The following is a 19001-nucleotide window of genomic DNA, read 5'->3' as shown; positions in this document are numbered from 1 at the left end:
TAAAAATGACCGCAGGGAAGCGCATTGAAATAATGGATACAACGCTGAGGGATGGTGAACAGACCTCAAGCGTTTCCTTCTTGCCTTCTGAAAAGCTGCAGATCGCTAAGCTTTTGCTGGATGAATTGAAGGTAGATCGAATAGAGGTTGCTTCAGCTAGAGTTTCAGATGGGGAATTGGAAGGGGTGCAGAAAATTACTCACTGGGCAGCCGAGAAAGGCTATCTGGATCGAGTGGAAGTTTTAGGTTTTGTAGATACACCTGCTTCGGTGGATTGGTTACTAAAGGCTGGTGCCAAAGTGATGAATCTACTTACTAAAGGTTCCCTTAATCACCTTGTGCATCAATTGAAAAAAACTCAGGAGGAGCATTTTGCTGATATTCAAAAGAGCATAGTATACGCTCAGGAAAATGGGATTGATGTAAATGTGTATCTGGAAGATTGGTCGAATGGTATGCGGAATTCTCAGGAATATACGCTGGATTTGATTGGATTTCTGACCACACTTCCCGTGAAGAGAATTATGCTCCCAGATACCTTGGGACTTCTTTCTCCGGAAGAGACAAAGGCATTTTTCATCCAAATCTCTACCAAATTCCCGAACGCTCATTTTGATTTCCATGCGCATAATGACTACGATCTTTCTGTAGCCAATGTCATGGAAGCCATCATGTACGGAGCTTCAGGAATTCATACCACAATCAATGGGCTTGGAGAAAGAGCTGGAAATGCTCCTTTGGAGTCAGTAATTGCAGTGATCAAAGATTTTACCGATCTTCAGATCAATGTGCAGGAGCAGAAAATCTACCGTGTAAGTAAGTTGGTAGAGCAGTTTTCCGGACAGCATATTCCAGCAAATAAGCCGGTTGTAGGAGAGAATGTCTTTACTCAAACTGCAGGAATACACGCCGACGGGGACAATAAAAAGAATCTCTATTTCAACGATTTGCTTCCTGAGCGATTTGGCCGTCAGCGGAAATATGCCCTAGGTAAAACTTCCGGCAAAGCTAATATCCTTAAGAATCTCGAGGAGTTGGGAATTTCTTTGGAAAAGGACGAGCTGACGAAAGTGACTCAGCGAATCATCGAACTTGGTGATAAAAAAGAGCGGGTGACTACGGAAGATCTGCCTTACATCATTTCCGATGTGTTGCAGAATAACTCCATTTCCAAAAATATTTTCATCGAAGGCTACCACATGACCCATTCTCAAGGGCTCAAGCCTTCTGTGCAACTTCGCTTAAACATTTACGGCAAATCCTATGACGCCCATGCATCTGGAGATGGACAGTATGATGCTTTTATGCGTGCAGTAAAAGAAATTTACAAATCCCGAAAAAGACAACTTCCTAAGTTGATCGATTACCACGTTTCGATTCCTCCAGGAGGCAAAACAGATGCTTTTGTGGAGACCGTTGTGACCTGGGATTATGGAAAAATATTTAAAACGAAAGGGCTAGATCCCGATCAAACAGTGGCTGCGATGATGGCCACAGAGAAAATGCTAAACATCGTCGAATCATTCAATCAAACACCAACGAAAGAAGAATCCAAGTTTTATGGAAATGAATATCGCGCTGTTGCCGGGTGACGGCATCGGACCTGAAGTAATCGACCAGGCTGTGAAAGTAGTGAAAGCTATTGGCCAGAAATTCGGACACAAAATCACTTTTACAGAAGCAGTAGTAGGAGCCGCAGCTATTGATGCGACTGGTGAACCTTATCCAGATTCAACCCACGAAATAGCTGCTGCCTCAGACGCAGTACTTTTCGGAGCTATCGGAGATCCGAAATACGATAACGATCCAAAAGCTAAGGTTCGTCCTGAGCAAGGGTTATTATTGATGCGCCAGAAATTGGGCTTATTCGCAAATGTTCGCCCAACTTTCACTTTTCCTTCTTTGGTGCACAAATCTCCCTTGAAATTGGATCGTGTAGATGGTGTTGACTTTGTTTTCTTCAGAGAATTGACTGGCGGAATCTACTTCGGCGAGCCAAGAGGAAGAAATGAGCAAGGCACCAAGGCTTTTGATACCAATGTGTATAGCAAGCATGAGATTGTTCGCTTGGCGAGAATGGGTTTCGAAGCTGCGCAAAAAAGAAGAAAACTCCTGACTTGCGTAGATAAAGCTAATGTGATGGCTACTTCTAGACTTTGGAGAGAAACCGTACAAGAACTTGCTCCGGAATATCCAGATGTGAAAGTAGAATATGAATTCGTAGATGCAGTAGCGATGCGATTGATTCAGTGGCCAAAAGCTTATGATGTCTTGATCACTGAAAACTTGTTCGGAGATATCCTGACAGATGAGGCTTCAGTGATTTCAGGTTCTATGGGCTTAATGCCATCTGCATCCTTGGGAACTTCCATCAAATTGTTCGAACCAATTCATGGTTCTTATCCACAAGCTGCTGGAAAAGATATTGCCAATCCTTTGGCAACAGTTCTATCAGCTGCGATGATGTTTGATTATGCTTTTGATTTGAAAGAAGAAGCGCAACTAATTTCTGATGTAGTCAATCTTTCACTTGATGAAGGATATGTAACCGAAGATATTGCTGATGGCGGTACATCCTACAAAACTTCTGAAGTTGGCGATTGGCTAGCTGCGAAGATTTTGGCTTAAGGTAAACCATATAGAATTGAGCTGTTCGATATTTGTAAACTCGAATATTAGCAAAAAACCACCTCAGGAATGGGGTGGTTTTTTTATTCATTTCATCGATTTTGAGCAACCGAGAATTTATTTGACTTTTTTAATCCTTTTGTATTTGATATAAAACATCGATTCCAATTCTTAAACAGAAAAGTATAAAAATATTTGGTGAGCTATCTATTTTTTGGTTTTCTTAAAACCTAGAAACTCTTTCAAAAAAGCCTGCTCATTAAACGTTTGTTGTGACTTTTTTTCACTTCGAAATTTCATCCAAACCAATACTATAATTGTGAGGAGAAATATCATAAAAACTAAATATACCCAGTTAGGTACACCCTCTATTCGGTGTAATCTTCCCGCCCAACTTCGTCCGTAGCCCAAGTTATTTCTTATTATCTTTAATCAACTCATTCACTGAAATATCCTCATCAATCAAAGGCCAGTGAACGCCATATCCGGAAGGTGAGATCTTATACATGGAACGCTCCATGTCCGAGGCCTCTAAAAGTTTGTTGGATACATCCGCAATATCAAGGATGATTTCCCGCTCATCTACTGAGAGGATCATTTTATCATTGACGAAATTGATGTCAGAAATATGGTAGCTAACTTTCATGTGATTATAATTGATTTTTATTGGCCACATGGAATACCCTATAAAATCATTCCCTTGCGTGAGAACTTTTTTCTGGGGCATTTCATATTATTTATTGAAATAGGAATTCCAAGAGTCTACAATCAAATCAAAGTTCTTGAAAATTATCTTACGAATCTCTTTTCTCCCTGAAGTACTCAAATTATACGAAAAAGCTTCCTTAATGTCTACTTCCTCGGTAAAAATCCAAAATTTACATTCCATGTCAGCTTTCTGTGCATGAATGTGGATTGGCTCAGAACCTTCATTTGAATAAAAGAAAAGTCTCCATCCTGAAATGTAAAGTACGGTTGGCATTACCTAATTTATCAAATAGAGAGGTAATTAAATATACCAGATTGCATTTTATGGAGTTGGAACTGCCACTCAGACACTAAATTCTTGCTAAATCCTTAATCAAAATCTAACACTTGAGAACTTTGGGTTGCTTATCTTAAGATTCTAAACCCCAATCTGATGAAACGCTGCTATTCCATTTTTACTCTTTCCTTATTTTTCTTGATTTCCTGCACTTCTCAAGAAAAAACTGCATCCACTAAACAATGGTACAAGGGCAATCTGCATACACATTCGTATTGGTCCGATGGGGATGATTATCCTGAGATGATCATGGATTGGTACAAATCCCATGACTATGATTTTGTGGTTTTATCGGATCATAACACGCTGGCGGAAGGTGAAAAATGGAAGTTAATTCCGAAATCCCCTTCTCATGAAATGGGCTTTCAGAAATACTTGGATAAGTATGGAGATGAAGTTCAATATCGTGAGGATTCAGCAGGTAGGATAGAAGTCAAGTTAAAAACCCTAGCAGAATACGCGCCTATGTTTGAGGAAGAAGGAAAATTCCTAATCATTCAATCTCAGGAGTTGACGGAGAGTTTTGAGAGTAAACCACTTCATATGAATGTGACGAACATTCAGAAATTAATACCTGCAGAAGGAGGGAATTCTATTCCTGAGATTATGCAAAATGGTTTGGATCGCGTGAAAGCACAGCGGGATTCTACTGGAGTGCCAATGTTTTTACATATCAATCATCCGAATTTTATCTGGGCGATTACCCCAGAAGATATCATAGCATTGAATGGTGAGCGTTTTTTTGAAGTATATAATGGTCATCCGCAGGTCAATAATTACGGTGATTCCTTGAGGCCAAGTATGGAAGTGCTTTGGGACAAAGTTCAAGCAGCCTATCTGGAAGCGGGGAAGCCATTGCTTTATGGTTTGGCTGTAGATGATGCGCATAATTATCATGTTTTTGATCAAAATAGTAGCAATCCAGGTAGAGGATGGGTAATGGTTTTGTCTGAAAGCTTAGACCCGGCATCTTTGGTTGAAGCTATGGAGCGTGGGGATTTCTATTCAAGTACGGGTGTAACCTTGGAATCAATAGACTTCAGTGGAAAAAGGCTAAATGTCGAAGTGAAGGCGGAGGAAGGTGTATCCTATGAAATCCAATTCTTTGGCACCAAAAAATCTTCACCAGAAGAAAGCGGAATATTATTGAGCGAAATAAGCGGAACTTCAGGATCGTATACTTTGGAATCAGATGATATGTATGTTCGAGCTAAAATCATTTCCTCCAAACCCAAAGAAAATCCTTATCAGATTGGTGATACAGAAACGGCCTGGACACAGCCAGTTAAGACAAGATGAAGTTATGAATTAATGAATACTAAAATAATTGGTTGGTTTTACGTGACAATTGGAATATTTTCCTTTTGGTTATACAGGAATATGTGGGTAGGGTTATCTTACTTCTTTGATAAGTCAGCAGATTTATCCAGTAATATATTTTCCTCAAACATCTTTTTCGGTCAATTATTTTTCTACACAAGTTTATCAACCCTAATAATTATTTTTGGAATTATAAAAATCAAAGAGGGTAAAGTAAGGACGCTTAATCTAGTAATTATATTTGTGATAGGCTTTTGGTTCCTTCTTGAGATACCTATGTATAAATGTGATTTTTATGGAATACCTCATTCATTTTGGCATTCCCAAAAATTCCATTTTCACTAAAGAGGACACTTTGAACTAAAAATATAATGAATTGATGGTTTGATCTAAATTCCCTTAATTTCAAACTTCAAAACACAAATCGTTATTTCATTGCAATCCCGACCACATTCCTATCTTTTTTCCATTTCCTATTTCGGTGCTCGATACAAAGGTTGGGCTCCTCAGCCCAATCAGCCAACAGTTCAACGAAGACTAGAACGTGTGATTAGGCATGTGTTGGGTCATGAAGATTTTTCTCTGATTGGATCAAGCAGAACAGACTCTGGAGTTTCCTGTGTTGGAGGGTATGTGCAGATTTTCCTTCGGGAAAAAGTTGAAATGAGTTCACTCTTGCCCGATTTAAATGAACACTTGCCTCAGGATATTCAGCTGAATTCCGTACAGGAGGTTACCACCAATTTTAATTTGATCCAATCCGTAAAGCAGAAAACTTACCGCTATTATTTTTCTAACTCAATAGATTTCCATCCTTTCGCTTCGGCTTTTCTAGTCAATATAAAGGAGAATTTGAATTGGGAAGCGATGAAAGAAGCTTGTCAATTATTTAAAGGGAAGCATGATTTTAAAGGCTTATGCAAACCTTCAGAAAACAAAACTGACTATGTCCGAGAAGTTCTTTCTTCTGGGATTTACACTTCCAATGAATTTCTAGGACAGTTTTTTCCGCAGGATATTTATTACTTCGAGATCACTGGTTCTGGTTTTCTTCATCATCAAGTGCGTATGATGATGTCTGCTGTTTGGCAGATAGGGAAAGGGGAAATGGATTTATCAGAAATCTCTGCTCGGTTTGAGTCTCCTGATAGGTTTGAAAAATTACCACCAGCACCGGCAAATGGATTGGTTCTTTGGGAGACTATTTTGAATAACCTTTGAGGTGTCATTTCGAAGGAGGAACGACTGAGAAATCTCCTCTAAAACTTTAAATTTTTACTTTAAACCTTCGAGGTCAAAAAAGACCTCAAAGGTTAGATCCTCAAAGTTTCAATTCAAACACATAATCATCCATTACATAGCCATTTCCAATGTCTATCACTTCCTCTTTGATGTTTACAAAACCCAAGTATTCGTAAAATTCAATGGCTCCCGTATTATACTTATTCACATTTAACAGTAGACTGCTTTGCTCATTTTCTAAGGCAATCTTTTTAATAGCCTGAATTAATTTCTTCCCAATACCTTTTCCTTGAGCTGTGGGAAGAATATATATCTTGTGGATTTTGGTTTGACCTGGCTTTAGATTGGGTTGAATTCCCGTAAACCCTAATTCTACTCCATCTTCATAGGCAAGCAAAAAAATATGACCGTTCTCAAATTGCTCTTCGAGATGGGGTATATCATAAAACCAATTTAGCATGTAATCGATTTGGGATGGGCTAAGAATTTCTCCAAAAGTGTCTGGCCAAGTCCTGTAGGCAATAGATTGAACTAGTTTTAAATCTTCTTTGGATGCGGGTCTTATTTGAATCATAGATCTTGACAATGAAAATTCAATTTATCCCGATTGTATTAAAAAATAGAAACCGAGCCCCTTTTTGTGAGACTCGGTTTCCATTTATTAGTTATAAGTATTAGATTTTATTTGGTTCCGGGTGAATGTACCCATCTCTATAAGGTCTTCTCAAAAGTGCCGTGGCTTCTTCATCTCCTTCAACCTTCATCGTTTTAGGATTGTAGCGAAGCGGTCTTCCGTCTAGTTCCATAGACATATTTGCCAAAATGCAGGAAGCTGTAGAAATATGACCTTCCAAAACGTCTGCAACAGGCAAAGTGTCATTTTCTATGGCCTTTAGCCAGTCTCTCATTTGCTCACGCGTAGCAGGTGCAGCGTGAACTTCATTGTCTTTTTCGGTGACATCTTCTGGATATTGCTCCTTTTCCAATACCACCGGGTAATGGATTTGCTCACCATTATTTCGCCCTTCCGGATAAAAATCCGCGCGCATAGGACTGCCAGCGAGCATTCCATTTTCCCCGTATATTTTAAAAGCCCAAGGATAATCCTTATCCACTGGATTGCCCCAAGTTCTGTGCTGCCAGACTACATTCAATTCATCAAACTCAAAAAGCGCAGTTTGGGTATCTGAAATATTAGCCACGCTATCTTTCTGCACATAGATCCCGCCCGTAGAAGTCACTTGTACAGGCCACCCCAAATCCAACATCCACCGAACTGTATCTAGCATGTGTACGCACATGTCGCCCACTATTCCGTTTCCATATTCCATAAATGCCCTCCAGCCACGATGCAAAATACCTCGATAAGGTAGCATTGGGGCTGGTCCGGCCCATAGGTCATAATTCAGATTTTCAGGAACAGGCATCACGGGAGGATTGCTGTTGTTTCGCATATGATAATAGCAGCAAACCTCAGCATGGGAGATTTTTCCTAATTTTCCAGAGTCAATAATTTCTTTTTTCGCTTGTACCAAATGTGGGGTGCTTCTACGTTGAGTTCCAATTTGCACTTTGCGATCGTATTTTCTGGCAGCGGCCAAAATAGCTTCTCCTTCAATTACATCCACTGAAATCGGTTTTTGTAAATAAACATGTGCTCCGCTTTTCAATGCATCAATTGCGATCAGCGCATGCCAGTGATCAGGAGTACCAACCAGTACATATTCAGGTTTTTCTTTTGCTAAAAGTTCTTTATAATCTTCATAAAGTGCTGGGACTTTCCCGGACTTTTGTCGGGTGGATACTAATCTCCCTGCTTCTGCCAGTTGCTTGCTATCCACATCACATAGGCCTACTACTTCCACGTCTGCGACTTGGATCAATCGAAAAAGATCGGACTTTCCGTACCAGCCTGTACCGATCAAAGCCACTTGCAGTGGGCCTTCGCGGTCTTTAAAGTCCATGCCTAGCAAGCCGAAACTAGCCAAGGACATCAGGGCGGTACTTCCTTTTAAAAATTCTCTTCGATTAAGGGGATTCATAGGTTATGGGTTTGAGTTAAAAGCGCTTCAAATTACAAAAAGATAGAACATTGGCAAGTGATTTCCTGTTGACTGGTATTTGTCCATGAAGGGCGATTTTCATTTGACATTGATAAGCTTCTACTGCGAAAAAGCTATCTTAGTTTCATACTTTTCTCTACTTAAACTTTTGATACCATGGGACTTGAAAATCAGATTTCTGTGCGGATATCCGACGAGGATATGACTCTTCTGAATGAATACCTGAGCAAATCCACCGAGATTTTGCATAAGTACACCGTGGAGATGTCTGCCAAAGACAGGCAGCGCAAGGACAAATTCGGAGATAAAGCGTCTTTATATGTGAGCAAATGCATCGCTTTTGCAAAGACGAACCCTGAATTTATCCCGGGCTTTATGGAGTTGGAAGAATTGGAAAAAGACTATGATCTGACCAAGCAAATGCGTTCGCTCATCATTAAAGTCATGCAAATCCGTGATTCGCTGACTGCTACCCGTGCACTTGCAGGCTTTGAAGCCAATCGTCAGGGAAATCTGTATTATAAAACAGTCAAATCGGCCATGAAAATGGGCATCACCAATGCGATTACGATCTATAATGAGCTGAAATTTCGCTTTGCTGGTATGGGAAAAAGACCTAAAGCGAAGCCTCAGGACTAGATAACGCAGCTTTCATTGGAAGTTTCCTTCTGTGGGGAAAAAATCACTCGAAGTACATCTCCATTTTTAAGGTGAAAAACATACCTGGAGGAACCCCTAGCTAAGCTCAGACTGTTTTTTCTACAAACAAGTCAATGAAAAACTGTGTCATTTCTAGTGGAAATATACCCAATCAACTTATGAAGTTAACTTTTCTACTTTCTAAGTTGGTTATTCTACTCCTAAAGTAGGATAGATCTCCAAAATGCACTGAAGACTACCCTTTTTTGATAGTTAGTTCTATTCTGAGGAGACCGAGTTAACTTATTGACTAGAATAAGCTACTTAATAGGTTCAATAATCAACTTATTAACTTGAATAACTGACTTATCAAGTTGATAGACTGGGTAAAATATATAACTGGTTATACTTTGGGAGGAATAAACTGAGAAAAAACACTAAATGGGCTCACAAAATGGCAGGAATTGGCAATTACTCGAACAACGTATTGTGTCGATCTAAGCGCTGGCATGGTAAAAAGTTGTGATTTCTGTACTTGGAAGTGATGTGATTTACGAGCGAGGAGTGTAGGGCGGGCTATTTGGCTACCCAGCCCAGTTGTCGGCCTTCTTCATTGGCTTGTTTATCCTTTGATGAACCTACAGCTATGCCAATGGCCATTCCTATTGGTAGTCCGATTCCCAAAAAAGCTAGATTTCCAAGGGAAATGCCAAATACCACTCCTAGCGGGATCCCGAAAGTAGCCATTCCAAGAACGAGCCACTGAAGCTGGTAATGGTTTTTGGCAACCAGTCCTAGTTCATTTTCCAGAATTTTGAGGATTGCCGCTTGCGCAGATTTGATTTGCTTCAGCAATTCTGGATCTGGACCTGGGAAATTATTTACTCCAGTGATGATCTCGTTTATTTTCTGCTCTTGCTCATCAGGAATAGACTTAAACTCAATAGCAGAAAGTAACGTGCTCAGATTATTGGCTGCTTTGGCAAGCTTAGGGTTTTCTTCGAAAGAAGGGCGGGAGGTGAGGGGAGTTAGTGACATGGTTTAAAGTTAAAAAAAGATTTCTAAGAACAGTGTTGGGTAAGATTCAATTGATATCAAGACGATTATTGACCAAAGTATTGAGATTAAAGCCCCAAGTACATTGGTCCATTTAAATGAGTGAGAATTTCGATTATTAATGAAATCGAAAAATGCAGGAATTAAAAATAGATGGACAATTCCTTGAAAAGGAAGAAGTAGCAACCCGAAGGCGAAAGGGCCCCGCCTGTCAGCAAAATCTCTATTGTTAGAGGTAAAAATAGGGTAAAATTTAAGATAAAAATTATCAAAGACATGATTAGATTAAACCGCTGAATGTTGTTGATTATCATTTTACTTAGGAGCGAACGCTAGAAGCTGTTTTATCTATCCTGGGAGGATTATTACTGTCATAACCGTAATCAATGCTATTCAGATAACGATGGATTCGAAGTCTTTCCTGCCACGTTGAATCTTTATACTCTTTAGCGTATTTAACCTGTTCAGAGGCATTTTTTTCATGAAAAGCAGATCGGTCGAGCTTGAATTTTTTAGGGATGTCGGATCTGTTTGATTTGGATAGGATTCTTTAAAGTTAAAAAAGTTCGGAACTTTTGAATCATTAATAAAAGCTAATTAACAACACCTTATTTAGGTAATTTAGTAGTGCTTATAAATTTGTCACTATTTAAAATACCTACAAGTTGAGAGGGGACCTCTTGCTCTCCCCATTTGGTAAGGATATTACTTATACCCCAGGTATATGAATATTGTCCAACTATACCATACTCTGGACAAATTACGATTGCTCCATCTCCATCAAGAGGAGGATTAAGAATTTGATACTTTAATAATTGTAACGTATCAATAGTATTCTCCTCATAGACTAAACCCAACCTATTTCCATAATCGCTAGTAGGGTAGTTTGTGTTAATTTCAATTTGATCATTGTCAGTGATAAGAGAATATGACCTTAAGAGGGTTGTCCCTAAAGAATCATAATAAGAATAGCTCGTTGAATCCTTTGTAAACTGTTTAATCAGGATTTGCTTATGCAATCTGAAAGGTCCATTCTTAAACATGTATTCTGAAAACTCAACCGAAAGAGTATCACTGGTTTTTTTTAAGGAACTAGAATTTTTGCTCCTGCAGGATGAAAAAAATATAAGGAGAAGAATTATAAACCAGTTTTTCATTTCAAACGATATTCTTTTAAACGATCAACGCTATGTAAGGTAGTACGTTCCGCTAACATCGGTCACCCGACATCCAACACCCCACATCCTCAAAACTTCACCCCAAATCGCTCTCCCAATTCAGTCAAATCCTTTACCACTGGATCTAGCAAAGGAATTCCATCTTTCATGCGAATAGCTTCTAATTCCCGCTCAGGATCACCTGGGATCAATACCTTCTCATTGCCAGGTGTAGGTTTAGCCGCTCTGAATCTAGTGATCCAATTATCCATATGTGCTTTGAATTCGTCTGCAGGGCGGAAAGCATCCACTCGCATTGCACCGAAGAAATGGCCGATTCCTTCTCCGACCGGATTCGGGTCCGGTTCCAAAAAAGCAACGAAAGGAGGAACCCAAGGGCCATAATTGGCGCCCGAAAGCACTGCAGAAAAAATGTCTACAACAGAACCCAACGCATAGCCTTTATGAGAGCCATGTTCTCTATCGCCACCAAGAGGTAGTAATGCTCCACCGTCTTTTACACCATTGGCGGAAGTAGTTGGATTTCCTTCTTTGTCTTGAACCCAGCCAGTTGGTGTATCCATTCCTTTTCTTTGAAGGATTTCTAATTTACCGTTCGCAGCAGTTGTCGTAGCCAAATCTGCCACAAAAGGAGGTTGGTCTTTTGCAGGGATTGCAACAGCGATTGGATTTGTGCCTAGAAGTCTCTCCTGTGAAAAAGTCGGAGCGACCAGTGGACTGGCATTCGTCAGGGAAATCCCAATCATGTCATGATCCAAAGCCTGCATAGCATGGTAACCTGCGATGCCGTAATGATTTGAATTCTTCACAGAGACCCAACCTGTGCCGGCAATCTTAGCTTTTTCAATAGCAACTTTCATTGCAAATGGAGCTACAACCAAGCCCAATCCACCGTCTCCATCAACGACAGCAGTGGAAGGTGTTTCGTGAACGACACGCACATTTGGCATAGCATTTATCCTTCCTTTCTCCCACAAACGCACATATCCGGAAAGTCTAGCTACCCCATGACTATCTACACCACGCAGATCTGCAGACAGTAATACATTCGCTGCAGTTTTAGCTTGGTCTTCCGGACAGCCGATTTTAGTAAGCATGCCTAGCGTAAAAGCGTGAAGTTGTTCGAAGGAATAGGTCATAGGAATAGTGGATTAATCTGGTGAAAAACTACCAGCCAAATATAAGAAATGAAATTTTTTAGAAAGGCTTAAAGAGCTGTCTGCTCCGGAATAAGCAAGGAAGCGATTGCTCCTTCTTTCAATGCATAATGGGAGCAGGTGATGAAATCCACTTCAATATAACGCAAAATAAACTCGATTAAACTTGATGCGACTACAATCATATCTACTCTCATGGGAATCATACCAGGAATCAGGAGGCGTTCTTCCTTGTTTTTACTCAAAATCATACGATGAATCGCCTCGTATTCTTCTACGGGAAGCTCAAATACATGCCGTCCAGTGAGTTTGCACTGGAGCATGGATTCAAAGTAAATGTCTGTGAGGGTGTCAAAAGTGCCTGAAGCTCCTACTAGACCTGAAGGTTTGTATTTTTGAATCGCTTGGATTAGTGGCTGAAGCTTTTCTTCCAAATAACTTTCCAGCTTATCGATTTCTTCAGGTAAAATTGGGTCGTGGTAATGAAAAAGCTCCAACAGGCGCTGTCCACCGATTTCGAAACTTTGTTTCCAAAGTGATTCCTGACTGTTGCCTATGATGAATTCGACCGAACCACCACCAATATCCATCATTAGTTCGGTTTGCCCATTAAGAGATCCAGATAAACGAATACCCTGATAAATCATTTGGGCTTCTTCTTCGCCGGATAGTACTTGAATGTTAATACCAATGGTTTCTTTGACCGTTTGGACGAATTCAGGGCCATTTTTAGCATTACGTACAGCAGAGGTAGCAAAAGCAAAAACCTGATCTATGTTTTCACCATCGATCAGGTTTTTAAAATGTTTAAGCGTATGATACGCTCTTTTTACTGCATCTTCAGCAAGATTATTTTGATTGATTCCGCCTTTTCCCAATTTGACAGGGATTTTCTCCTTGTAAATTGTTTTAAAAGTTACATCATCCAATTCTACCAATAACAAATGAAATGTATTGGTGCCCATGTCAATTACCGCCGCCTTTCGGGTACTCATACGCTGCCAATTTTTAAAGATGGGCGAATATAGAAAGTTATTTGAAATGAGGTCTTTCCATATAAATTTAATTGCCTGATTTTTTTCTGAAAACTAGTTCATCACAGCACGCGCTGAGGTTTCACGGAGATGAACAGCGACAACTAGTAGCCTACTGAAGCTGTGCTGGCGAAAGCTTCCTTGGCTATGGATTTTTCCTAACAGCTTTTACTACTTTCTTTTTACAATATTTACATCTGGAAACAATCCTTTCCATAGCTAACAAAGCCTGTTATATTTGAGCAAGTCTAAAAACTATACTATGAGCAATCAGGATAAACCCAATTATAATTTGCCCGGAAAGGAAGGAAAGATAGAGCTGCTAAAGCAGAAAAATGCGGAGGCACTCCTTGGTGGAGGAGAAAAAAGAATAGCTTCTCAACACAAAAAAGGAAAACTCACTGCTCGTGAGCGTGTGGAGTTATTGTTGGATGAAGGTACTTTTCAGGAGATTGATAAATTCGTCATGCATCGAGCAAAGGATTTTGGCCTGGACAAAGAACATTACCTGGGTGATGGTGTGATTACCGGGTACGGAGAAGTCAATGGGCGGTTAGTCTATGTATTTTCCCAGGATTTTACCGTTTTTGGAGGTTCTCTTTCCGAAACACATGCAGAGAAAATCTGCAAAATCATGGATATGGCTATGAAAAATGGTGCTCCTGTGATTGGATTGAATGATTCTGGGGGAGCTCGGATCCAAGAGGGGGTGAATTCACTTGGGGGATATGCCGATATATTTTATAGAAATACACTTGCTTCTGGAGTTGTACCTCAGATCTCTGCGATCATGGGGCCATGTGCTGGTGGAGCAGTTTATTCCCCTGCGATTACCGACTTTATATTAATGGTGGAAAACACCTCCTATATGTTTGTGACTGGGCCAAATGTGGTTAAAACCGTCACTCAAGAAAATGTAACTGCTGAGGAACTTGGCGGGGCTTCAGCTCACAGCACTAAAAGCGGTGTGACGCATTTTGCTTGTGCAAATGAGTTGGAATGTATCCAGCATATCAAAAAGATATTGAGCTATATGCCTCAGAACTGTGAGGAAATCGCTCCAGTTTATCCTTATGAACTTTTGGAGGATGAAAGCCGAAAGGAGCTCGATAGTTTGATTCCGGATAACCCAAACCAGCCATATGATATTCGTGATGCTGTGAAAGGAATCGTAGATGAGGATTCCTTTTTAGAGATTCATGAAAACTTTGCCGACAATATTGTTGTTGGTTACGCCAGAATTGCGGGTAGAAGTATTGGTATTGTCGGAAATCAACCTCAGTCTATGGCTGGAGTTTTGGATAATGATGCTTCTGTAAAAGCTGCTCGCTTCGTAAGAACTTGCGACAGTTTCAATGTCCCACTTTTGGTCTTGGTAGATGTGCCTGGATTTTTGCCTGGCACAGATCAAGAATGGAATGGGATAATCGTCAATGGAGCTAAATTGCTGTATGCTTTCTCAGAAGCAACTGTTCCTAGAATTACGGTCATTACCAGAAAAGCATATGGGGGTGCATATGATGTAATGAATTCTAAACACATTGGTGCAGATTTGAACTTTGCTTGGCCTACTGCAGAGATCGCTGTAATGGGAGCAAAGGGAGCTTCGGAGATTATTTTCAAGAAAGAGATCGCAGAAGCCGAAGATCCCGAAGCTAAGCTGCAGGAAAAAGTAGATGAGTACACGGATAAGTTTGCCAACCCATATCGGGCTGCACATCGAGGATTTATTGATGAAGTGATCATGCCTTCGGAAACTAGGGTCAAACTAATCAAAGCCTTCAAAATGCTTGAAAACAAAGTCGATAAAATTCCGAGGAAGAAGCACGGGAATATTCCGCTTTAATAAATTCAATTATCAATTATCAAATACAATTTTCAATGGATTCGAATACCTTTTTATATAAGTATCTCAACAACGCTTCCCCAACAGGCTTTGAAGCTTCAGGTCAACAGATTTGGCTGGATTACGTCAAGCCTTTTGCGGATGATTATTTCACAGATAATTATGGAACTGCTGTTGCGGTGATCAACCCAGAGGCAGAATATAAGGTCGTGATTGAAGCGCATGCGGATGAGATTAGCTGGTTCGTTAACTACATTAAAGATGACGGCTATATCTATGTCCGTCGCAATGGAGGCTCCGATCATATGATCGCTCCATCCATGCGGGTAAATATTCATACAGATAAAGGTGTGCTTCCTGGAGTATTTGGCTGGCCGGCGATCCATGTGAGAAAAGAAGGAAAAGAAGATGCGCCGACTTTAGACAATATCTTCATCGATGTAGGAGCAAGATCCAAAGATGAGGTGGAGGAAATGGGTATTCACGTAGGATGTGTGATCACATTTAAAGATGAGTTGACTGAATTGAATGGCAAATACTACTCTGGCCGAGCTTTGGATAACAGAATCGGCGGATACATGATCGCCCAAGTTGCCAAGAGAATCAAAGAGAATAACATAGAATTACCTTTTGGGCTCTATATAGTAAATGCCGTACAAGAGGAAATTGGTCTTCGTGGCGCTCAAATGATCGCTGCCAAAATCAAGCCTAATGCTGCAATTATTACGGACGTTTGCCATGATACGACAGCTCCTCTATATAATAAGGTGACTAGTGGAGATTTCACTGCAGGCAAAGGGCCAGTTTTGCCAGTGGGCGCTTCGGTGCACAAGAAGTTATTGGATCTGATTATTGCGACAGCGAAAAAGAATGATATTCCATTTCAAAGAGCTGCAGCCTCACGAGGTACTGGCACAGATACCGATGCTTTTGCTTATTCAAATGAAGGAGTGCCATCGGCATTGATTTCACTTCCTTTGAAATACATGCATACCACCGTAGAAACTGCCAGTAAAGATGACATCGAGCAGGTGATCAACTTGATGTATGAGTTCTTAGTGGATTTTGATCCTACATTTGATTTTAGATATATAAAATAAGTACGGAGTCCACAGCTAAAAACCTGTGGACTTTTTTGCTTTTACATGGAATACCTAGATCAACTTAAGCGAAGAATAGCACTTCCTTCAACTCCTAAACGGATCATCTCACTCGTTCCATCTCAGACTGAACTGTTGGTTGATTTGGGTTTGGAGGAGAGAATTGTAGGTGTGACCAAGTTTTGTATTCATCCGCTTGAACTCAAAAATCGAAAAACAATTATCGGTGGAACAAAGGACTATCGAATGGATGTCATTGATTCTTTATACCCGGATTTAATTATTGGTAATAAGGAGGAGAATGAGCAGGTAGGAATAGAAGAGCTAATGGGGAAGTACCCTGTTTGGATGAGTGATATCTATACGCTGGCTGATAGTTTGGAGATGATCGAGGGTTTGGGAGAAATGCTAGATGCGGAAGAGAAAGCTGAAGCAATCATTAAGCAATTGAACTCGGACTTTGAAATACCATTTCAAAAGAAAGGCTCTGCCATTTATTTGATTTGGAAGAATCCAATTATGGTAGTAGGAACTAATACCTTTATAAATGAGATGTTGGATTTTGCTGGGTATGAGAATTTAATTCAGACTGCGCGATATCCAGAGCTATCTGAGAAGGAACTGGTTGAATTGAATCCTGAAAACCTATTGCTTAGTTCGGAGCCTTTTCCATTTAAAGATAGTCATATTGAGTTCTACCAATCCTTGTTGCCGAAAGCTAAAATTAGAATAGTAGACGGGGAGATGTTTTCATGGTATGGTAGTAGGCTTTTGAAAGCTAAATCCTATTTCGAGAATATTTGAAATTAGTAAAAGGAATAGGAGGTTCTTCCCTATACCGCTCATGAAAAAATTCATTTACCCGAAGGACTTTATTAAAAAAATCAATTAACTTTTGACTTTAATTAGTTTGTAATTAATCGTACTATGAAAAACACAAAATACGCTTGGGTGGCATTATTAGCCTTAGCTTGGTCATGTGGGCCTAAGCCAGCAGAAGATTCTGTTACTGAAACAGTTGTTGAAGAGGTTTTGGTGCCAGAGAACTCACTTACAGAGGAAGAGAAAGCTGATGGCTGGATGTTACTTTTTGACGGTACTAATACCGATGGTTGGCGAGCTTTCAACGGAGATAGCTTTCCTTCAGATGGCTGGACAGTAGAAGATGGAGCTTTGAAAGCATTAGGAAAAGGTGGTGATATAGGAGGCGATATCGTATTTGGTCCTGTGGAATTTGAGCAATTTGAAATGGAATGGACTTGGAAAATAGCGCCGGGAGGAAATAGTGGAGTACTTTATCATGTGGTAGAGGATCCAAAATACGATGCTCCATACGAGACTGGGCCAGAATATCAGATGATAGATCAGTTGGGTTTTGCCGAACCTCTGGAAAAATGGCAGTCAATTGGCGCGGATTATGCAATGACAGAGCCGGATTACGAAGGAGCAGTTAAACCCGCAGGAGAATGGAATACTTCCAAAATCATTTTCTCAGAAGAGGGATCAAGTTATTATTTGAATGGGAAAAAGACCGTTGAGTTCGTTCCTTACTCTGAAGCATGGACAACGGCACGTAATTCGGGTAAGTGGAATGATTTTCCTGATTATGCAATTTCAAAAACAGGGTTAATCTCACTTCAGGATCATGGAGCTGAGACCTGGTTTAAAAATATTAAGATTAGAAAATTGTAATTCCGAGCATATACTCAAGTATAATTCGTGGCTAGTATTTCAATTAATGCTTGCCTTTACAGAATGGAGCAAGGATAGGATAGATGACATAAGAATGATAAATTATAAACATATGAAAAAGGTAATAGTGGTGATGCTCTTGTTAGCATTTGTAAATTTTGCTTACGCGCAGAAGAAAATTAAACTCTTTAACGGCAAGGACCTTTCCGGTTGGACCATTTATGGTACAGAGAAATGGTACGTGGAGGATGGCTTGTTGATTTCAGAAAGTGGACCTGATAAAGGATATGGTTATTTAGGTACAGATGAAGAGTACGATGATTTTGAAATTACCTTAGAATTCAAGCAAGAGGCCAATGGAAATTCAGGCGTTTTTATCAGATCTACAGTAGAAGGCACAAAAGTTTCTGGGTGGCAAGTAGAAGTTGCGCCTCCAGGTCATGATACTGGCGGGATCTACGAATCTTACGGTAGAGGCTGGTTGGTAAAGCCTGATCCTGAAAAAGACAAGAACTTGAAGTTTGGAGAATGGAACAAAATGAAGATTGTAGTAAAAGGAGATAATGTTACTTCTTATCTTAATGGAGTAGAAATGGTCAACTTCTCTGATGCTAAAATAGGAGCAGGAAAAGGTGGCGTTAACCTTCAAATCCACGATGGTGGTGGGATAAAAGTTTATTGGCGAAATATTGTTTTGAAAAAGCTTTAATATACCAAAAGTTATGTAGAAAATGCCTTGATGATTATGTCATCAGGGCATTTTTATTTTGTGGAAACTTTTCCCCGTCTCTATCAGGAGCTTACCAGAAAAGAGGCTTTAATCTCAGATATTCTCTTGCCGATAAATAAAAAAGGTAGATATTTGCACTCCCAAACGACGCAGACGGTGTTACGGGGGAGAGCGGCGAGCTGCTCTGGAAGAGTTTGAAAAACGGAAAAAATTAATTTTGCTGCGGGGTTTGGAAGTCGGAAATGATCTCTTACCTTTGCGCTCCCTTCAG

At 40.1% G+C, this 19001-nt stretch carries 19 protein-coding genes; 10 read left to right on the top strand and 9 right to left on the bottom strand.

What is annotated here, in order from left to right; genetic code table 11:
- Positions 1-5 precede the first annotated feature (5 nt).
- Together QOL76_RS19505 and leuB are read left to right on the top strand one after the other, a co-directional pair.
- Entirely contained in the window at positions 6-1592 is a 1587-nt protein-coding gene (locus QOL76_RS19505; protein ID WP_283414640.1) for an alpha-isopropylmalate synthase regulatory domain-containing protein, read from the top strand.
- On the top strand, positions 1561-2628 hold the full coding sequence (leuB, locus tag QOL76_RS19500; protein ID WP_283414639.1) for a 3-isopropylmalate dehydrogenase: 1068 nt from the start codon (positions 1561-1563) through the stop codon (positions 2626-2628). The genes QOL76_RS19505 and leuB overlap by 32 nt, the downstream gene beginning before the upstream one ends.
- A 412-nt stretch (positions 2629-3040) precedes the next feature.
- On the opposite strand, the gene QOL76_RS19495 is transcribed toward leuB, so the two are convergent.
- Entirely contained in the window at positions 3041-3355 is a 315-nt protein-coding gene (locus tag QOL76_RS19495; RefSeq protein ID WP_283414638.1) for a DUF2442 domain-containing protein, read from the bottom strand.
- Between the two features lie 6 nt (positions 3356-3361).
- On the bottom strand, positions 3362-3610 hold the full coding sequence (locus tag QOL76_RS19490; protein ID WP_283414637.1) for a DUF4160 domain-containing protein: 249 nt from the start codon (positions 3608-3610) through the stop codon (positions 3362-3364).
- A gap of 159 nt (positions 3611-3769) precedes the next feature.
- Between QOL76_RS19490 and QOL76_RS19485 the strand changes: the two genes are divergently transcribed.
- The gene (locus QOL76_RS19485; RefSeq protein WP_283414636.1) at positions 3770-4972 is read left to right on the top strand and encodes a CehA/McbA family metallohydrolase domain-containing protein; all 1203 of its coding nucleotides are present in this window, start codon (positions 3770-3772) and stop codon (positions 4970-4972) included.
- 456 nt (positions 4973-5428) lie between these two features.
- Entirely contained in the window at positions 5429-6214 is a 786-nt protein-coding gene (gene truA, locus QOL76_RS19480; protein WP_283414635.1) for a tRNA pseudouridine(38-40) synthase TruA, read from the top strand.
- Between the two features lie 100 nt (positions 6215-6314).
- Here the strand turns inward: truA and QOL76_RS19475 are convergent, their stop codons facing one another.
- Both QOL76_RS19475 and QOL76_RS19470 read right to left on the bottom strand, forming a co-directional pair.
- Complete coding sequence (locus QOL76_RS19475) at positions 6315-6809, bottom strand: GNAT family N-acetyltransferase (protein ID WP_283414634.1); 495 nt, start codon at positions 6807-6809, stop codon at positions 6315-6317.
- A 100-nt stretch (positions 6810-6909) separates the two neighbouring features.
- A complete protein-coding gene (locus QOL76_RS19470; RefSeq protein ID WP_283414633.1) occupies positions 6910-8277 on the bottom strand; it encodes a Gfo/Idh/MocA family protein in 1368 nt (455 codons plus the stop codon).
- 177 nt (positions 8278-8454) lie between these two features.
- Between QOL76_RS19470 and QOL76_RS19465 the strand changes: the two genes are divergently transcribed.
- Positions 8455-8937, top strand: coding sequence for a hypothetical protein (locus tag QOL76_RS19465; protein WP_283414632.1), 483 nt, complete (start codon positions 8455-8457; stop codon positions 8935-8937).
- A gap of 576 nt (positions 8938-9513) precedes the next feature.
- Here the strand turns inward: QOL76_RS19465 and QOL76_RS19460 are convergent.
- From QOL76_RS19460 to QOL76_RS19445, 4 genes are all read right to left on the bottom strand, one after another.
- Complete coding sequence (locus tag QOL76_RS19460) at positions 9514-9975, bottom strand: hypothetical protein (protein WP_283414631.1); 462 nt, start codon at positions 9973-9975, stop codon at positions 9514-9516.
- A 626-nt stretch (positions 9976-10601) separates the two neighbouring features.
- Positions 10602-11150: a hypothetical protein gene (locus QOL76_RS19455; protein WP_283414630.1), complete on the bottom strand. Its 549-nt coding sequence runs from the start codon at positions 11148-11150 to the stop codon at positions 10602-10604.
- An 89-nt stretch (positions 11151-11239) separates the two neighbouring features.
- Positions 11240-12310: an Ldh family oxidoreductase gene (locus QOL76_RS19450; protein ID WP_283414629.1), complete on the bottom strand. Its 1071-nt coding sequence runs from the start codon at positions 12308-12310 to the stop codon at positions 11240-11242.
- A gap of 68 nt (positions 12311-12378) precedes the next feature.
- Positions 12379-13323 carry a Ppx/GppA phosphatase family protein gene (locus QOL76_RS19445; protein WP_283414628.1) on the bottom strand — a complete coding sequence of 315 codons (945 nt, stop codon included), beginning with the start codon at positions 13321-13323 and terminating at the stop codon, positions 12379-12381.
- 301 nt (positions 13324-13624) lie between these two features.
- Between QOL76_RS19445 and QOL76_RS19440 the strand changes: the two genes are divergently transcribed.
- From QOL76_RS19440 to QOL76_RS19420, 5 genes are all read left to right on the top strand, one after another.
- Positions 13625-15208: an acyl-CoA carboxylase subunit beta gene (locus QOL76_RS19440; protein WP_283414767.1), complete on the top strand. Its 1584-nt coding sequence runs from the start codon at positions 13625-13627 to the stop codon at positions 15206-15208.
- Positions 15209-15243: 35 nt separating this feature from the next.
- Positions 15244-16308, top strand: a complete 1065-nt coding sequence (locus tag QOL76_RS19435; RefSeq protein WP_283414627.1) for a M42 family metallopeptidase — start codon at positions 15244-15246, stop codon at positions 16306-16308.
- Positions 16309-16353: 45 nt separating this feature from the next.
- The gene (locus QOL76_RS19430) at positions 16354-17112 is read left to right on the top strand and encodes a helical backbone metal receptor (protein WP_283414626.1); all 759 of its coding nucleotides are present in this window, start codon (positions 16354-16356) and stop codon (positions 17110-17112) included.
- Between the two features lie 123 nt (positions 17113-17235).
- Positions 17236-18000: a 3-keto-disaccharide hydrolase gene (locus QOL76_RS19425; protein WP_283414625.1), complete on the top strand. Its 765-nt coding sequence runs from the start codon at positions 17236-17238 to the stop codon at positions 17998-18000.
- Between the two features lie 112 nt (positions 18001-18112).
- On the top strand, positions 18113-18709 hold the full coding sequence (locus tag QOL76_RS19420; RefSeq protein WP_283414624.1) for a 3-keto-disaccharide hydrolase: 597 nt from the start codon (positions 18113-18115) through the stop codon (positions 18707-18709).
- Positions 18710-18792: 83 nt separating this feature from the next.
- Here QOL76_RS19420 and QOL76_RS19415 read toward each other — a convergent pair.
- Positions 18793-19001: hypothetical protein (locus QOL76_RS19415; RefSeq protein WP_283414623.1), on the bottom strand; the 209-nt coding region annotated here is incomplete at its 5' end.

The sequence above is a fragment of the Algoriphagus winogradskyi genome (assembly GCF_900182815.1).
GTDB classification, from domain to species: Bacteria; Bacteroidota; Bacteroidia; order Cytophagales; family Cyclobacteriaceae; genus Algoriphagus; species Algoriphagus winogradskyi.
The sequence above is the reverse complement of the archived record's forward strand: the minus strand, read 5'-3'. Positions and strand labels throughout refer to the sequence as shown.

Excerpts from the sequence above, each read along its gene's own strand:
- QOL76_RS19425 (WP_283414625.1), top strand. The coding sequence starts at position 17,236 with ATGAAAAACACAAAATACGCTTGGGTGGCATTATTAGCCTTAGCTTGG.
- QOL76_RS19490 (WP_283414637.1), bottom strand. The coding sequence starts at position 3,610 with ATGCCAACCGTACTTTACATTTCAGGATGGAGACTTTTCTTTTATTCA.
- QOL76_RS19420 (WP_283414624.1), top strand. The coding sequence starts at position 18,113 with ATGAAAAAGGTAATAGTGGTGATGCTCTTGTTAGCATTTGTAAATTTT.
- QOL76_RS19435 (WP_283414627.1), top strand. The coding sequence starts at position 15,244 with ATGGATTCGAATACCTTTTTATATAAGTATCTCAACAACGCTTCCCCA.
- QOL76_RS19505 (WP_283414640.1), top strand. The coding sequence starts at position 6 with ATGACCGCAGGGAAGCGCATTGAAATAATGGATACAACGCTGAGGGAT.
- QOL76_RS19450 (WP_283414629.1), bottom strand. The coding sequence starts at position 12,310 with ATGACCTATTCCTTCGAACAACTTCACGCTTTTACGCTAGGCATGCTT.
- QOL76_RS19440 (WP_283414767.1), top strand. The coding sequence starts at position 13,625 with ATGAGCAATCAGGATAAACCCAATTATAATTTGCCCGGAAAGGAAGGA.
- QOL76_RS19465 (WP_283414632.1), top strand. The coding sequence starts at position 8,455 with ATGGGACTTGAAAATCAGATTTCTGTGCGGATATCCGACGAGGATATG.
- QOL76_RS19475 (WP_283414634.1), bottom strand. The coding sequence starts at position 6,809 with ATGATTCAAATAAGACCCGCATCCAAAGAAGATTTAAAACTAGTTCAA.
- QOL76_RS19430 (WP_283414626.1), top strand. The coding sequence starts at position 16,354 with ATGGAATACCTAGATCAACTTAAGCGAAGAATAGCACTTCCTTCAACT.
- QOL76_RS19485 (WP_283414636.1), top strand. The coding sequence starts at position 3,770 with ATGAAACGCTGCTATTCCATTTTTACTCTTTCCTTATTTTTCTTGATT.
- leuB (WP_283414639.1), top strand. The coding sequence starts at position 1,561 with ATGGAAATGAATATCGCGCTGTTGCCGGGTGACGGCATCGGACCTGAA.
- QOL76_RS19495 (WP_283414638.1), bottom strand. The coding sequence starts at position 3,355 with ATGCCCCAGAAAAAAGTTCTCACGCAAGGGAATGATTTTATAGGGTAT.
- QOL76_RS19445 (WP_283414628.1), bottom strand. The coding sequence starts at position 13,323 with ATGAGTACCCGAAAGGCGGCGGTAATTGACATGGGCACCAATACATTT.
- QOL76_RS19460 (WP_283414631.1), bottom strand. The coding sequence starts at position 9,975 with ATGTCACTAACTCCCCTCACCTCCCGCCCTTCTTTCGAAGAAAACCCT.
- QOL76_RS19455 (WP_283414630.1), bottom strand. The coding sequence starts at position 11,150 with ATGAAAAACTGGTTTATAATTCTTCTCCTTATATTTTTTTCATCCTGC.
- QOL76_RS19470 (WP_283414633.1), bottom strand. The coding sequence starts at position 8,277 with ATGAATCCCCTTAATCGAAGAGAATTTTTAAAAGGAAGTACCGCCCTG.